This window comes from Nonomuraea sp. NPDC050478 (assembly GCF_044458265.1).
Lineage (GTDB): Bacteria > Actinomycetota > Actinomycetes > Streptosporangiales > Streptosporangiaceae > Nonomuraea > Nonomuraea ferruginea.
Genome location: NZ_JBITHT010000004.1, coordinates 149998 through 164884, shown reverse-complemented (window position 1 = coordinate 164884; position 14887 = coordinate 149998). Strand labels below are relative to the sequence as shown.

Annotated in this window: 13 protein-coding genes and 1 pseudogene; 6 read left to right on the top strand and 8 right to left on the bottom strand. The window is 70.7% G+C overall.

Annotated elements, in window-relative coordinates:
• Positions 1-26 precede the first annotated feature (26 nt).
• Together ACIBF7_RS20920 and ACIBF7_RS20915 are read right to left on the bottom strand one after the other, a co-directional pair.
• Positions 27-935, bottom strand: a complete 909-nt coding sequence (locus ACIBF7_RS20920; protein WP_271277320.1) for a family 16 glycosylhydrolase — start codon at positions 933-935, stop codon at positions 27-29.
• A gap of 105 nt (positions 936-1040) precedes the next feature.
• Positions 1041-2087: an iron-containing redox enzyme family protein gene (locus tag ACIBF7_RS20915; RefSeq protein WP_271277321.1), complete on the bottom strand. Its 1047-nt coding sequence runs from the start codon at positions 2085-2087 to the stop codon at positions 1041-1043.
• Between the two features lie 85 nt (positions 2088-2172).
• Between ACIBF7_RS20915 and ACIBF7_RS20910 the strand changes: the two are divergent.
• Positions 2173-2295, top strand: a pseudogene (locus ACIBF7_RS20910) (hypothetical protein); the annotation flags it as partial.
• Here ACIBF7_RS20910 and ACIBF7_RS20905 read toward each other — a convergent pair.
• Positions 2259-3332 (bottom strand): glycosyltransferase family 2 protein, encoded by a 1074-nt coding sequence (locus tag ACIBF7_RS20905; RefSeq protein WP_271277322.1) that lies wholly within the window; start codon positions 3330-3332, stop codon positions 2259-2261. The pseudogene ACIBF7_RS20910 and the gene ACIBF7_RS20905 sit on opposite strands and share 37 nt — an antisense overlap.
• Positions 3333-3654: 322 nt before the next feature.
• Here ACIBF7_RS20905 and ACIBF7_RS20900 point away from each other — a divergent pair, with 322 nt between their 5' ends.
• Together ACIBF7_RS20900 and ACIBF7_RS20895 are read left to right on the top strand one after the other, a co-directional pair.
• Positions 3655-4248 carry an SPFH domain-containing protein gene (locus ACIBF7_RS20900; RefSeq protein WP_271277323.1) on the top strand — a complete coding sequence of 198 codons (594 nt, stop codon included), beginning with the start codon at positions 3655-3657 and terminating at the stop codon, positions 4246-4248.
• Between the two features lie 20 nt (positions 4249-4268).
• Positions 4269-4547 carry a hypothetical protein gene (locus ACIBF7_RS20895; protein ID WP_271277324.1) on the top strand — a complete coding sequence of 93 codons (279 nt, stop codon included), beginning with the start codon at positions 4269-4271 and terminating at the stop codon, positions 4545-4547.
• 3 nt (positions 4548-4550) lie between these two features.
• On the opposite strand, the gene ACIBF7_RS20890 is transcribed toward ACIBF7_RS20895, so the two are convergent.
• The 5 genes from ACIBF7_RS20890 to ACIBF7_RS20870 form a co-directional block, all read right to left on the bottom strand.
• Positions 4551-7277, bottom strand: a complete 2727-nt coding sequence (locus ACIBF7_RS20890) for a beta-L-arabinofuranosidase domain-containing protein (RefSeq protein WP_397197877.1) — start codon at positions 7275-7277, stop codon at positions 4551-4553.
• The gene (locus ACIBF7_RS20885) at positions 7274-8659 is read right to left on the bottom strand and encodes a glycoside hydrolase family 43 protein (RefSeq protein WP_397197876.1); all 1386 of its coding nucleotides are present in this window, start codon (positions 8657-8659) and stop codon (positions 7274-7276) included. Before ACIBF7_RS20885 ends, ACIBF7_RS20890 begins: the two co-directional genes overlap by 4 nt.
• A 303-nt stretch (positions 8660-8962) precedes the next feature.
• Entirely contained in the window at positions 8963-9445 is a 483-nt protein-coding gene (locus ACIBF7_RS20880) for a CoA-binding protein (RefSeq protein WP_397197875.1), read from the bottom strand.
• Complete coding sequence (locus ACIBF7_RS20875) at positions 9442-10779, bottom strand: O-acetylhomoserine aminocarboxypropyltransferase/cysteine synthase family protein (RefSeq protein WP_148033064.1); 1338 nt, start codon at positions 10777-10779, stop codon at positions 9442-9444. Before ACIBF7_RS20875 ends, ACIBF7_RS20880 begins: the two co-directional genes overlap by 4 nt.
• Before the next feature lie 19 nt (positions 10780-10798).
• A complete protein-coding gene (locus ACIBF7_RS20870; RefSeq protein WP_397197874.1) occupies positions 10799-12019 on the bottom strand; it encodes a homoserine O-acetyltransferase in 1221 nt (406 codons plus the stop codon).
• A gap of 80 nt (positions 12020-12099) precedes the next feature.
• On the opposite strand from ACIBF7_RS20870, the gene ACIBF7_RS20865 reads away from it, so the two are divergent.
• The 3 genes from ACIBF7_RS20865 to ACIBF7_RS20855 all read left to right on the top strand — a co-directional run bounded on the left by ACIBF7_RS20865 (position 12100) and on the right by ACIBF7_RS20855 (position 14864).
• Complete coding sequence (locus ACIBF7_RS20865) at positions 12100-12648, top strand: OsmC family protein (protein WP_148033062.1); 549 nt, start codon at positions 12100-12102, stop codon at positions 12646-12648.
• 10 nt (positions 12649-12658) lie between these two features.
• On the top strand, positions 12659-13900 hold the full coding sequence (locus ACIBF7_RS20860) for an NAD(P)-binding domain-containing protein (protein WP_148033061.1): 1242 nt from the start codon (positions 12659-12661) through the stop codon (positions 13898-13900).
• 592 nt (positions 13901-14492) lie between these two features.
• Complete coding sequence (locus ACIBF7_RS20855; RefSeq protein WP_148033060.1) at positions 14493-14864, top strand: helix-turn-helix domain-containing protein; 372 nt, start codon at positions 14493-14495, stop codon at positions 14862-14864.
• Positions 14865-14887 lie beyond the last annotated feature (23 nt).

The following is a 14887-nucleotide window of genomic DNA, read 5'->3' as shown; positions in this document are numbered from 1 at the left end:
GCGGGGAGTTCCGGAACGGCGGCCTGTCACCAGGCGCGGGTGCGGCCCACCCAGACGTTGCGGGCACGGAGGTGGGTGTCGCCGGTGGGGCCCGGCAGCTGCTGGTTCCAGCCGGGGTCGCCGGGCCCGTCCAGGCCGGACGCGTACGAGCCCATCTGCAGGTTGATGATGAGGTACTGCGGGACGCCGGCCCAGTTCTCGCCCTTGTGGGTGGCCACCCAGGAGCCGTCGAGGTAGTAGTCCAGCCCGACGTCGTCGCCGTCTTTGTACATCCAGACCCGGTACTTGTGCCAGGCGGCCGGGTCCGCGACGGGCACCCGCTCCCGCGTGACGAAGTAGTCGTCGCCGGCCTCCTCGCCCTCATCGCCGCTGGAGGTCTTGTTCCAGGTGTTGAAGAGGTTGGTGGAGTCGCCCACGTACTCCAGGATGTCGGTCTCCGGCGGCCACGCCGGCCATTCCCCGGTCGTCCAGAACGCCGGCCAGATGCCCGGCCCGGTCTGGGCGCTGAACTCGCCCTCGATGTCGTACTCGGGGAACTGGTCGTTGACGATGATCTGTTCCTTGGCGTGGATGGCGCCGGAGCGGTACCACAGCGGGGCGTACGGCTTGTGCGGGCTGGTCCCGTCGGCCGTGGCCAGCCGGGTCGCCTTCAGGGTCAGCACGCCCCCGGAGAGTGAGATTTGGTCGGCGTGCATCCGGGCGGCGCCGTTGTGGGTGTCGTCGTCGCCTCCCCAGGGATAGAGGCGGTTCCACTCCCGGTCGAAGGCCGTCCAGCTGTCGAAGGACGACTTCTCGATGATGTTCTCCCACGTCTCGGCACGGGCGGGAGAAGGGGACGGGGTCGCGGCCGTCGCGCCGGTGGGCAAGGCCGCCACCCCCAGGGCCAGGCCGGAGACGGTCAGAAATCTACGCCGGTCGACGCCATGATCAGACATCTGTTTCCTTTGCCGGTTCCGCCACAGGATGCCCGCACATGAGTCAATGATCACTGTTAGGGCGGCAACAGTATGCCTCACGTGACGAAGATCGGCGAGCCCCCGTCAGGGATGCCGCAACGACGTCAGCCCCGCGTCCCAGCGGCCGAGGATGTACTCGGCCCACAGGCGTTCCAGCCGCAGCGCGCACGCCGCCCCGTACAGGACGTCCCCGGCCAGCCACGGGTGTTCGGCGGCGAAGTTCTCGCACAGGTCGTGGCAGGCGATCTGCTCGTGCACGGCGTCGGCCTGCACGTGCTCGTCGTAGAAGAGTGCGGCGGTGTCGTCGCCGCCGAGCCTGCGCAGCCCGATGGCGTAGCGGCGGTTGGGCAGGGAGGAGGTCATCTCCAGCGCGGCGAGATGCCCGATCAGGGCGCCGCGCAGCCGCCGGTGCAGGCCGAACAGGGACATGGCGTTGGAGATGGCCAGCGTGATGCCCGGCACGCGGCCGAGGTAGGCGCCGTAGGAGTCGTCCAGGCCGAGGCCGCGCATGGTGGCGCGGAACAGCTCGGAGTGCATGCGCTCGGCCCGGCCGCCGCCGTACTCGTCGGCCTGGATCTCCACCAGCGCGGCCTTCGGCCGGCCACGGAGGCGGGGGATCGCCCAGGTGTGCGGGTCCGCCTCCTTGAGGTGGTAGATCGACCGGTGGATGACGAACTCGCGGAACTGCTCCAGGCCGGCCCGGCGGGACAGGAAGGCGGACAGGGAGGGGCCGTCGTCGTCGGCGGTCAGCTCCCTGAGCGCCCGGCGTACCTCGACCGGCCCGTCGAGCGGCGGCCGGGGCACGGCCGCCGCGAGCGTCTCCTCGAAGCGCCGCTCCAGCTCCATGCGCGCGGCCAGCAGCGGCGGCGCCCACTCCCAGCGCTCGTCCACGTCGTCGAAGCCCTGGTAGTGCAGCTCGTAGCAGGCGAACAGGGCGAGCTGGAAGTCGTCGTCGCCCAGCTCGGCGCCGGTGACGTCCAGCGGGATCGGGCTGTCGTCCGGCGGACGGGTCAGGCGGTCGAAGAGCGTCGCGGTGACCGGCCCGCGCGGAGCGGGCAGCCTCGTGGCCGGCTCCCGCCCGGTGGCGCCGCGACCTTCCCTCCTGGCCCTCCTGGCATCAACCGCTGTCACGAGTCCCCCTTCTCGCCCGGAACTGCCCGGGGACCGACGCGCGAAACCCGGGTGTCCCCGCTGTTCCGCCGGGAAGAGGGGTGGGATGTCGCATCAGGGAGATGACGTGGTGACGGTGACGCCTTGCGAGGACGGGCCCCTGCTGATCCGGGGGCCGTTCGAGCTGGTGACTCAGGACGGCGTGCCGATCCCGGCGGGGCGGGCGACGGTCGCGCTGTGCCGGTGCGGCTTCTCGTCGGTCAAGCCGTTCTGCGACGGCTCGCACAAGGTGGCCGGCTTCCGGGCGCCCAGCGAGCGCGAGGCCCCGGCCTGACGCAGCCACCGTACGGAATGGGCCGCCCGGCGGAGCCTGCGCCCGGCGTACGGCACGCCGCCGCACACGGCGGCCCCGACCGCGAGCCAGGCGCACGTCGCCCGCTCCACGATCCAGACCGGGGCGAACAGCGCCGACGTGCCCGGGAAGACGCGCCGCCCGCCCGCCCTGCGCCGCCCCGCCTCCGCCACCCCCACGGCCAGTACGGCGCCCGCCACGGGCAGGACATACCGGTGGCGCAGCAGGCAGAAGGCCAGCCCCGGCAGCACGGACAGGAACAGCGCCATGCGGCCGGGCTGCGCCAGGTCGTCGTACGCCTGCCGGACGCGCTGGCTCCAGAAGCGGGCGGCGTCGGGCGGCAGGCGCCGGACGTAGAGATCAAGCGGGCGCAGCTCCCGGCCGCCGTGCGCGCGTACGGTACGGATGAGTTCGAGATTCTCGAACAGCACGTCACCGTCGTAGCCGCCCATCCGGGCGAAGAACGAGCGGCGCACCCCGAACGTGCCGGGATAGTCGGCGCCCAGACCGCGGTTGAGCAGGGTGCGGGCGGTGTCCCAGCGGGCGTGCCAGGGCAGTCGCGCGAAGTAGTTCTGCGGCCGGACCAGCTCGGCCTCGTCCAGCAGGCGATCCATCCTGGCCAGGGCCCACTCGTCGTAGCGCACGTCGTCGTCGGCGATGATCACGTGCTCGGCGCGGGCCAGCCGCATGCCGGTCAGCACGCCGCCGACCTTGCCGTTGGCGCGGAGCAGATCGGTGTCCGGACGGACGTGCGTCACGAGGCCGCGCCAGGCGGCGGCATGGCGCTCGAACAGCGGCCCGGGAGAACCGTCGACCACGACGACCCGTAGGCGGCGGCTCAGGGCGCGCAGGTAGGCGGTCAGTTCCTCAAGGCCGGAGTCGTCCTCCCAGCGCAGCGGGAGCACGTAATCCATCAGGCGCCGTCTTCCATCCCTCATGCCGGTCGCACCGTACCCGGGAAGGCCCTCAGGAAACGACGGCCGATGCGTGCCGGGAATAAATCGAGGTTAGAATGCTCACCAGTTGACCGGCTCTTGAATCCCGGCCCCCACGTGCGGCTACACCGTGGAATTCGGAAATCTACATAGTCTTTCCCCCGCGAAATGGGTGCCGGCCCCGATAGCCGGATTCCTGTTCCTGGGCCAAACTGGTAAGTGAGCGGACCCGATTGCTCGAATTTCCTCCAAGTGACGAGGTTCGCGCCGACGACGAGCCAGGTCGACAGGGGATGAGGGCATGTTCGCGCTGGACGGTCAGACGGTCACGTGGCAGGCGCCGGCCGTGTGGCTCCTGCTGGGCCTCCTGCTCCTCGCCGCGCTTATCGCCCGGGTGGTGCGCGTCGTCGGCGAGGACGAGCGGCTGGTGGTGCGCAGGCTGGGCCGCGTGACGGGGGTCCGAGGGCCGGGGCTCGTGGTCGTCTGGCCGATCCTGGAGCGCGACGTACGAGTGTCGCTGCGCACGGCGGGGCTGGACGTGTTCGGCAAGGAGGCCGTCACCCGCGACGGCGTGAGCGTGCGGGTGCGGGCCGGCGTCATGGCGGCCGTCGAGGACCCGGTCCGCTTCGCGACGGCGGTGGAAGGCCCGCTGACGGCCACCACGATCGTCGCCGAGAACGTGCTGCGGCGCGAGATCGCCCGGCGCGACCTGGCCGAACTCCCCGCCCTGGTCGCCGGCGCGGGCGCCGACCTGGCCGGCCAGGTCAGCGAGACGACCCGGCAGTGGGGCATCCGCGTCACGCTGCTCGACATCACCGACATCCAGGTCCCGCTCAGCGCCGATCTGATCGCGTGGGGCAGGGGCGACCGGCGGCAGGAGAGCCTGCCCGCATGACGTCACAGGGAAGGAGACCCATGAAGATCACGAGCAACACCATCCCCGGCATCGGGACCGTCCATCACACCGACACCCGGCGGGGAGACCACCTCGCCGTCATCGTCACTCCCGCCGGACGCACCCTCCTGCTCTACGACGAAGCGGACCCCGACACGCCCGCGCACACCGTGGAGCTCGAACAGCAGGAGGCCGACCAGCTCGCCGACCTGCTGCGCGGCCGCCCCACGGCAGACCGGCTGACCGAGGTCGAACGCCGCCTGGCCGCCGTGGAACGCCGCCTGGCCGCCGCCGCGTAGCCCTCAGAGGAACCTCCAGAGGGTGTTGCCCGCTCCCTCGTCGGCGAGCACGACCTGCGCGCCCTGGGACGTCCCGGCGAGGCCGAGGACCCGGCCGCCGTTGGCGCACTGGATGCGGAAGGCGGCCCCCGGCCCGGGGCGCAGCCGCCAGCGGTGGTCGGCCGTGCCGTTGTCGGCCCACTGCAGGACGCGCGACCCGGAGGCGGTGCCCATGTCCTCCACGCCCAGCACCTTCTGGCTGTGGCCGTTGCGCAGCCGCAGGTAGCCGCCCGTGTCGACGACCGCCGTCCACAGGTGGTCGGCGGTGCCGGTGTCGCCCCACTGGACGACGAGCGCGCCGTCGGCCGTGGACATGCCGGTGACGCCGAGCACCATCCCGGTGGCCACGTTCTGGACGCGCCGGGCGCCGCTCGGCACGAACCGCCACCGGTTGTCCGCGCCGCCGTTGTCGGAGTCCTGGACCACCGGGGCGCCGTTGGCCGTCGAGCCGTTCTGCACGCCGAGCAGCTTGCCGCTGTGGACGTTGCGGATCTTGACCGAGCCGTCGCCGGTGTCGGTGACCGTCCAGCGGTGGTCGGCGGTGCCGTTGTCGTCCCACTGGACCACCCGGGCGTTGTCGGCGGCCGACATGTTCTCGACCCCGAGCACCTTGCCGCTGTGCGCGTTGCGGAACCGCAGGGCGTCGCCGTCGACGATCGGGACCCAGTCGTGGTCGGCGGTGCCGTTGTCGGTCCACTGGAGCGCCGGGGCGCCGTCGGCGGTGGACATGTCCTGGATGCCGAGGACCAGCCCGCTGGCCGCGTTGAGCAGCCGGAAGCCGGAGCCGGTGCCGCCCTGACCGCCGGTGTTCCAGTAGACGACGTAGTTGTGGCCGTGCGCGTCGTGGAACGGCCTCAGCCGCACCGTCGCCCCGCCGGCCGTCGCCGTGAAGGCCAGGGACGAGGTGCTCGTACGGGTGATCGACGAGGGGACCAGGACCGGGGCGGACGACAGGCCGGTGTTGCCGTAGTCGCCCGACAGCACGACCGGGCCGTAGGTGACGGCCTGCAGGCCGGGGTTGTCGTTGGCGGCCTTCATGACCACCCGCATGGGCAGCCGCACGGTCACGGTGTCGCCCGGCGCCCACGACCGGGTGAGGCCGGCGTAGCTGCCCGGGGTGACAGGGATGTTCTGCCGCACCCCGTTGACGCTGATGGTCGCGTCCTGGGTCCAGGCCGGGATGCGGACGCGCATCGTCCACGTCCCGCCGACCTCGCCGGTGACCCGCAGCGACGTGGTGTCGCCGACCGGGTACGAGGTCGTCTGGGTGACCGTGATGCCGCGCTGGCTCCAGTCGAGAGTGGAGGGCGCGAACAGGTTCACGAACAGCGTGGTGCCGTCGTAGAAGTAGATCGAGTCCATCAGCTTGGTGTTGGTCTCGATGCCGGTGCCCTGGCAGCACCAGAAGGAGTCGTAGTCCGTGCTCCAGGTGCCGCCGCCCCAGGCCGGGCCGACGCCCCGGCGCCCGCCGGGGTTCAGCGGGGTGAAGTACGTGACGTGCCCGCGCGCGTCGGCCGGGTTCTGCTGCCCGATCAGATGGTTGAGCAGGGCGTTCTCGTAGTAGTCGAAGTAGTCGGCCCGGGTCGGCGACAGCAGCCACAGCTCCCGGGTCAGCTTCAGCATGTTGTAGGTGTTGCACGCCTCGCCGGTGTCCCTGGTCAGGTGGGCGGCGATCGCGTTCGGGGCGCGGAAGTGCTCGGCCTGGCTGTTGGAGCCGTTCGCGTACGTGTGCGCGCCGACGGTGATCGACCAGGCGTTCGCGGCGATGTCGCGGTAGCGGGTGGTGCCGGTCGCCTTGTACTCGCGAGCCGCCCCGATCCACTTGGGCACCTGCGTGTTGGCGTGCAGCCCGTTGAGCTGGTCCTGGCCCGCGGCCAGCGGGTTGAACACGGCCGCGTGGTCGAACCGCTGGGCCGTGGTCAGCCACCGGGAGTCGCCGGTCATCTGGTACAGGTCGGTCAGCACCGCGTTCATGCCGCCGAACTCGGTGCCGAGCATGGCCTGCAGCTGGCTCGCGCCGAGCCGCGAGGTGCGGGTGTCCACCCATCCCGCCAGGGCGAGCAGCACGGTCCTGGCCCGGGTGTCGCCGATCAGCCGCCACACGTCCAGCAGCCCGGCCAGCGTCTTGTGAATGCAGTAGTACGGGACGTTGCCGTTGGTCAGCGTGCGGTTCTCCACAGCGGTGATGTCGGACTCGGGGAAGCCCGACAGATAACCGGCCGTGAACCCGGCGGCGGCGTTGTTGGCCTGGCACCGGGCCAGCTCGGTGACCATGTGGACGGCCTTGTCCCGGCAGGTGGTGTCGCCGAGCACGGCGTAGGCCTGCGCCCACGCCGTCAGGAAGTGGCCCTGCATGTGCGACCGGAACGGGAAACCGGGCGCGTCCCAGCCCCCGTTGGCCGCGGCGCCGCCGGTCGGCAGACGGTGGTTGGCCCGGAAGACGTACAGCAGCCGGTCGACGTCGACGAAGCGCAGGTAGTTCAGGGTGCGGTTCTGGTTGTCCAGCCAGCGCCCGGAGGTCAGCCGGACCTGGCCGAGGTCGAAGGCGTGGGCCGAGACGCCGATGTCGGATCTGGCCCACGGCAGCGCGGCCGCGGACGCGGGGGAGGCGCCGGCCACCTGGCCGGCGGCCGAGAGCGCGACGGCGGCACCCGTGGCCTGGAAGAGCCTGCGGCGGCTGATCTCGCTCATGACACCACCCGGAAGGTCGCGTCCTGGCGGTCGGTGGCGCTCGACGAGGAGCTGACCGGGTCGATGCGCAGCACGTACCCCTGGTGCCGCAGGTGGTGGGTCGGGAAGTTGTGCGACCGGAACGACGACCAGCCGCCGTCCGCCAGCCCGGCCACGCGGTGGAAGGTGGCGTCGGCGCGGAACACGGACGAGCCGTCGTCGGGGTCGAGCCGGACCGCGTAGTTGCTGTGCCGCAGGTAGTCGCCCGGCACGTTCACCGACTGGAACGAGACCCCGGCCGGATCGGCCAGCCCCGGCACCATCCGCCACAACTGATCCTGGTGCGGGTCGAACGGGTAGGGGTCGATGCGCCCCACCCGGTCGGCGTGCCGGACGAAATAGTCGGGGAAGTTGTACGACTTCAGCCGCACCCAGTTCGGCAGCCCCCACCGCGCGACCATCGCGTTGTACTCGGCGTCGGTGATCGAGGCGATCGAGCCGTGCTTGGAGTTCAGCGGCGGGGTGTAGTCCCGCTGACTGGCCGCCGTCCACGCGCCGGCGCCGATGTTCGACGACGACCACAGGTAGTAGTCGTTGTTGACCGGGCTGAAGGAGTCGCCCCACAGCCGCCAGCCGCCTTCGTCGGTCTTCTGCAGCAGCGGCGCCTCGATCGCGTTGCCCATCCGCAGGCCGCCGGTGTACGTGGTGAAGCTGTTCGGCTGTCCCGTGGCCGAGCGGGCGCCGTAGAGGTTCCCGTCGTTGAGGTTCTTGTAGTAGAGGTACGTCGTGCCGCCGTCGACGACGATGTCCCCGTCGAGCACGTTGAAGGCGGGGCTGAAGAACGGCTGCTGGGCGCTGACCGACTGGAAGTCGCTGGTGTAGTTGACCGCCAGGATGTCCCGGCCGCCGGTGTTGAACGAGTAGACGATGCCGTACTGGCCCCGCGAGGCGTCGCGGAAGACCGTGGGCGCCCAGGTGTGGCCGCTGGTGGTGTGCATGCGCAGCCGCCGGTAGCCGGTGAAGGCGGTCAGGTCGGCCGAGTCCCAGACGTGCAGATACTGGCTGGTCGTGCCGAAGTCGAGGCCCTTCAGGTCGGTGGCGATCACCACGAAGGCGCCGTCGAGCTTGCGGTAAATCTGGGGGTCGCGCAGGCCCTGCTGCCCGGCTGTCGGAGTCGCGACGGGGTTGTTCTGGTTGAGCGGCGCCCAGTTCAGGCCGTCCCGGCTGACCGCGAGGTGCAGGCCGTAGTCGGCGGCCGACTGGTTGGGGGACTCGGTGAAGTACGCGAACACGTAGGCGGTGCCGGCCGCCTGCGCCGCGCGGGGAAAACCGGCCACACCGGTGGCCGCCAGCGCGGCCGACGCCAGGGCGGCCTTGCCGAACTGCCTGCGGCTCAGGGACATCCAGGGCTCCTTGGCTAGGTCGGAGCGGGCGGCCACAGCGCGTGTTAGCGCTACCATTTCTTTCCGCCGAACCACATGGCCTGCTCCGGTGGGTGCGTCGTCGCGGAGTACATCCGACACCCCGCCCTCACGTCAACGGGGGCGATCCGTACCGGCGGTGCAGACCTGCCCCCGAAGCGCCCGCATCTGGAGTTTCCCGGTGAAGCGGACCGCGCCGTACCGCCCGCGACGTGAAACTTTCACCGGCGGCCGACGCGCCGAGCCCGTCGCGTTGGCGACGGGACGACCCGGCGGAGCGCGTGACTACTGGAGCCCGGCGCGGACGGACGTGATGCGCTGGGTGTTGAAGCCGAGCCAGTGCATCCGGCCCACGTAGCGCGCGTGCTCGACCTTGATGCAGCGGTCCATGATCACGGTCACGCCGCCGTCCTCGGCGATCCGCGCGCCCTCTTCGTTGATCACGCCGAACTGGCACCACAGGGCGCCGGCGCCGATCGCCACGGCCTCCTCGGCGATGGCGGGCAGCGCGTCCGGCGCGCGGAAGACGTTCACCAGGTCGACCGGGACGGGAACGTCGCGCAGGCTCGGGTAGCAGGTCTCCCCGAGGATCTCCTTCTCCCGGGGGTTCACCGGGATCACCTGGTAGCCGTGCCGCTTGAGGTAGTAGCCGACGAAGTAGCTGGCCCGCAGCTCGTTGCCGGACAGGCCCACGATCGCGATCGACCTGGTGGCGTGGAGCACGCGCTGGATCGTCAGCGGGTCCTGGTAACGCCCGAGCTCGGTCATGCCGTCTCCTCCTTCTCCCCGATCGCCTTGGCGACGCGGGCGAACCCCTGCTCCAGATCCCAGATCAGGTCCTCGACGGACTCGGTGCCGACCGACAGCCGCACCGTGCCCGGCCCGACGCCGGCCGCCCGCAGCTCGGCGTCGCCGAGCTGGCGGTGCGTCGTGCTCGCGGGGTGGATGACCAGGCTCTTCGCGTCGCCGACGTTCGCCAGGTGCGACCAGAGCGTCAGCCCGCCGATCAGGCTCTGCCCGCCCTCCCGGCCGCCCGCGCAGTCGAAGGAGAACACCGCGCCGGCGCCGCGCGGGAGGTACTTCTCCACCAGCGGCCGGTATCTGCTGCCAGGCAGGCCGGCATAGCTCACGTTGGAGACCAACTCGTGCGACTCCAGGAACGCCGCGACCGCCCGCGCGTTCTCGACGTGGCGGTCCATCCGCAGCGACAGGGTCTCCAGCCCTTGCAGGAACAGGAAGGCGTTGAACGGCGAGAGCGCCGCCCCGAGGTCGCGCAGGGTCTCCGCGCGCAGCTTCATCAGATAGCCGTACGTGCCGAACGTCTCGTGGAAACGCAGGCCGTGGTAGGCCGGAGACGGGTCCGCCACCACCGGGAACCGCCCGTTGGACCAGTCGAACGCGCCGGACTCGACGACCACGCCGCCGATGCTCGTGCCGTGGCCGCCGATGAACTTGGTCGCCGAGTGGATCACGATGTCGGCGCCCCACTGGATCGGGCGGCACAGGTAAGGCGTCGCGAACGTGTTGTCCACGATCAGCGGAAGCCCGTGCTCGTGCGCGATGGCCGCCACGGTCTCGATGTCCAGCACGTTGCCGGCGGGGTTGCCGATCGTCTCGCCGAAGAACGCCTTCGTGTTCGGGCGCACCGCCTGGCGCCACGCGTCGGGATCGTCCGGATCGACCCAGGTCAGCTCCACGTTCATCTTGCGCAGCAGGTGCTTGAACTGGTTGACCGTCCCGCCGTACAGCGCCGAGGACGAGACGACGTGGTCGCCCGGCTCCAGCAGCGTGAAGAGCGCGGCCGCCTGCGCGGCGATCCCGCTGGCGAACGCCACCGCGCCGCAGCCGCCCTCCAGGTTCGCCACCCGCTCCTCGAACACCGCGACGGTGGGGTTCATGATGCGCGAGTAGGTGTTGCCGTACTCCTGCAGGTTGAAGTACGCCGCCGCGGACTCGGGATCTTCGAAGACGTAGCTGGTCGTCTGGAAGATCGGCACCGCGCGGGCGCCGGTGTTCGGGTCCGGCCGCTGCCCGGCGTGCAGCTGCCGGGTCTCGAACCCGAACTCGCGGGCTTGTTCGGCACGGGAAAACTGGTCGGTCACGAAGGCCTCTTCTTCGACGTCATCCGGTCCCGCCCTGAGCCAGGAACCGGCGGATCATGGGAGTCTGGCGCGCTTCTTCGAGCAGGAAGCAGTCGTGGCCGTACGGTGCCTCGATCACCTCGAACTCGACCGGCTTGCCGAGGTCGCGCAGCGCCCGCGCGACCTCCTCCGACGCCTGCGGCGGGTAGAGCCAGTCGGAGCTGAAGGCGATCAGCAGCGTCCGCGCGGCGACGCCTTCGAGCGCCCGCGTCAGCGATCCGCCGCCGTGCTGCCGCGCGAGGTCGAAGTACGTCAGCGCGCGCGAGATGTAGAGGTAGGTGTTGGCGTCGAAGCGCTTGACGAACGAGCCGGCCTGGTGGCGCAGGTAGCTCTCCACCTCGAACTCCGGCTCGATGATCGTGTAGCGGAGGTCGTCGGCGAACTGCAGCCGCCGGCCGAACTTGTCGTCGAGCGCCGGCGCGGACAGGTAGGTGATGTGGCCGACCATCCTGGCCACGCCCATGCCGCCGTCGGGCGCCCGGCCCGTGCCGTAGTAGTGGCCGCCCTGCCAGGCGGGGTCACGCATGATCGAGTCACGCGCGATCGCGTTCCAGGCCATGCCCTGCGGGTGGAGCGCGTGCGTGCTGGCGATCGCCACGACGGCGTCGACCTGGTCGGGGTACATGACCGCCCACTCCATGGCCTGCATCCCGCCGAGCGAGCCCCCGGCCACCGCCGCGAGCCGCTCGATGCCCAGGACGTCCAGGAACGCGCGCTGGGTCCGCACCATGTCCGCCACCGTGATCACGGGGAAGTCCGCCCCGTACGGCCTGCCCGTCGCCGGGTCGATGGACGACGGGCCCGTCGTGCCGCCGCAGCCGCCGAGCAGGTTGGTGCAGATGACGAAGAAGCGGTCGGTGTCGAAGGCCTTGCCGGGGCCGATCATCCCGTCCCACCAGCCGAGCCCCTTGCCGGCGGCGCCGTCGCGGTCGGCGGCCCCGAACCCGTCGCGGGTGCTCTCCTCGGACGGCACCTTGGCCAGGCCGGCGGCGTGGGCGTCGCCGCTGAGCGCGTGGCACACGAGGATGACGTTGTCGCGCTGGGGCGAGAGGACTCCGTAGGTCTCATACGCTACGCGCACCGGGTGCAGATCTCTGCCGCAGTCGAGGGGGACAGGCCGCGGCAGGTCGAGATACTGGGTTTCCACGGTGCCGGCCGTGCCGGCCATGCCGGCCGCGAGCGTCGAGGCTGGCTGTGACATGGGAGCTATGGTAGCCGCCACCGTGGGTGTATGGTCAAATACCTACTGGAAGTACAGGAAGTAGCCGAAGGGTGCGGGACATGACGACTGTCGCCAACGGAGTGAACGTGCAGGCGCTGCTGGACGCGCGCGAGGTGCTGAAGACCGCGCCGGAGGCCGCGCAGTTCGTCTGGCGGGCGTCCTCCAAGTGGCAGAACGGCGTCCACAGCACCACCACCGTCAAGGAGTTCTTCGGTCTGGGGCAGGAGCAGACCCACAAGAACGAAGCGGTGTTCGACGCCGACCACCCTGACGTCTTCGCGGCCGAGGACAACGGCATCACGCCGATCGAGTACCTCCTCGTCGGCCTGGCCAGCTGCCTGACGGCGGGTGTCGCGTCCGTCGCGCAGAACCGCGGCATCCAGCTGCGCTCGGTCGAGGCGACGCTCGAAGGCAAGCACGACATCCGCGGGATCCTCGGCGCCGACGCCGACGTCCGCAACGGCTTCACCGACATCAAGGTGACCTTCAACATCGACGCGGACGCCTCGAAGCAGGACATCGAGGCGCTGGTGGCCCAGTCGCAGAAGCGCTCGGCCGTGTTCGACGCCATCACCAACCCGACAGACGTCACCGTCGAAGTCGCCTGAGGGCCGAGTCATCAGCGAGCGTGTCACAACGGTCGTCATCGGGGCGGGGCACGCGGGCCTCGCGGCGAGCCGCTTCCTCGGCGACCGTTCGATCGATCATGTCGTGCTGGAGCGCGGCGAGGTGGCGAACTCCTGGCGGCGCGAGCGCTGGGACTCCTTCCGCCTGCTCACCCCCAACTGGCAGAGCCGCCTGCCCGGTCTCGGCTACGAGGGCCCGGACCCCGACGGCTACATGACCATGGGGGAGGTGACCGAGTTCATCGAGCGTTTCGCCGTGCTCTCGGGCGCTCCCGTACGAACGAGCACCAACGTCACGTCCGTCCGGCGGACCGACGGCGGATACGACGTGACGACGGACCACGGCGAGATCGGCTGCCGGGCGGTCGTCATCGCCAGCGGCGCCTGCAACCAGCCGGTGGTGCCCAAGTTCAGCGAGGCGGTGCCGTCCTCCGTGCGGCAGCTGACGCCGTTCGGCTACCGCGAACCAGGTCAGCTCCCCGACGGCGGCGTGCTCGTCGTGGGCGCGTCGGCCACCGGCGTGCAACTGGCCGCCGAGCTGCGCAGGTCGGGCCGGCCGGTGATCCTCTCGGTGGGCGAGCACGTGCGGCTGCCCCGCACCTACCGCGGGCGCGACGTGCTGTGGTGGATGGACGCCTCCGGCGTGTGGGACCAGCGCTACGACGAGGTCGACGATCTCACGCGGGCCAGGCGGCTGCCCTCGCCCCAGCTCGTCGGCACCCCCGAACGCGCGACGCTCGACCTCAACGCGCTCACCGCGATGGGCGTCGAGCTGGTGGGCCGCTGGGCGGCCGTGCGCGACGGCCGCGCGCTGTTCTCCGGCGGCCTGCGCAACGTGTTCTCGCTCGCGGACCTCAAGATGAGGCGCCTGCTCGACGGCTTCGACGCGTGGGCGCGCACGTCCGGCCGCGAGGCCGAGGTCGGCCCGCCCGAGAGCTTCGAGCCGACCCGGGTGCCCGAGTCGGCGCGCCTGCAGCTCGATCTGAACAGCGGTGAGATCCGCACGATCGTGTGGGCGACGGGTTTCCGGCCCGATTACGGCTGGCTGGACGTGCCCGTGGTCGACGAGAAGGGCCGGCTGCGCCACGACGGCGGCGTGGTCGACAGCCCGGGACTGTACGCGCTGGGCCTGCCCATGCTGCGGCGGCGCAGATCCACCTTCATCAACGGCATCGAGGACGACGCCCGCGACGTCATCGGCCACCTCGCCCAGGACCTGGCCGTACGTAGCTGAGCCCCGCTTCCGGCGAGGACCCCGGCCTCGCCGGCTCCGTCGCATCAGCCCGCACGGCGTCCGACGCCCTTTCCAGGTATCCGGCCGGGGCGGAGGCCTGGAACCGAAAATCTATGTTCGCCGTAGTAGACATCCGAGGGCGTACGCGTTAGAGTTCCTGTCATCGAAAGGAACGGATCCGCCGGGCAGCAGAAGAGTTACCGCAACACGACGAACTGCCCGTGACGAGGTTTGAGTAGGTGAAGGCAGAAGGTCGGACGTGATGGGCCAACGCAGTGGTAAGGGGTCCTGATCGTGGACGCGCTGCCGAAGTGGAAGTGGACAGTCAGTCCGGCAAGTTGAGGAAGGGAGTGTTGAACGCCATCGAAGGATCGCCCGTCGCCGGCTGAGTCCCGCCGGACGGGTGCCGCAGTTCCACAAGATTGGAAGGTGGTCTACGGTCACGCATTCGCGATCCCCGCATCACCGCCGCACGTCAGGGCGGATGCGGAATACAGTAGGCCGGCCGAATGGCCGGTAGATGGTGTTGAACCTCTTCGGGCCCCGGCGCATACAGGCGCCGGGGCCCTTGTTCGCATGATGAAAGGCATCTATGGATCAAACCCACACACCCGGCGCCCGCCCGGGCGGCACCGCGGGCAGCGTCACACACGAGGCCGACGACCGGTTCGAGGATGAGGACTACCCCGCCTACAGCATGGGTGCGGCAGCCGAGATGCTCGGTGTCACCCCCACGTTCCTGCGGGCCCTCGGCACCGCCAAGCTGATCGAGCCGAGACGCTCCAGCGGAGGCCACCGCCGCTACTCCCGCTACCAGCTGCGCCTCGCGGCCCGTGCCAGGGAACTCGTCGACCAGGGCACCCCCGTGGAAGCCGCCTGCCGGATCATCGTCCTGGAAGACCAGCTCGCCGAGGCGCTGCGCATCAACGCCGCGTACGAACGCGAGCGCAAGACCGGAGACTGACGCGGCGGCTTCGCCACCCTGCG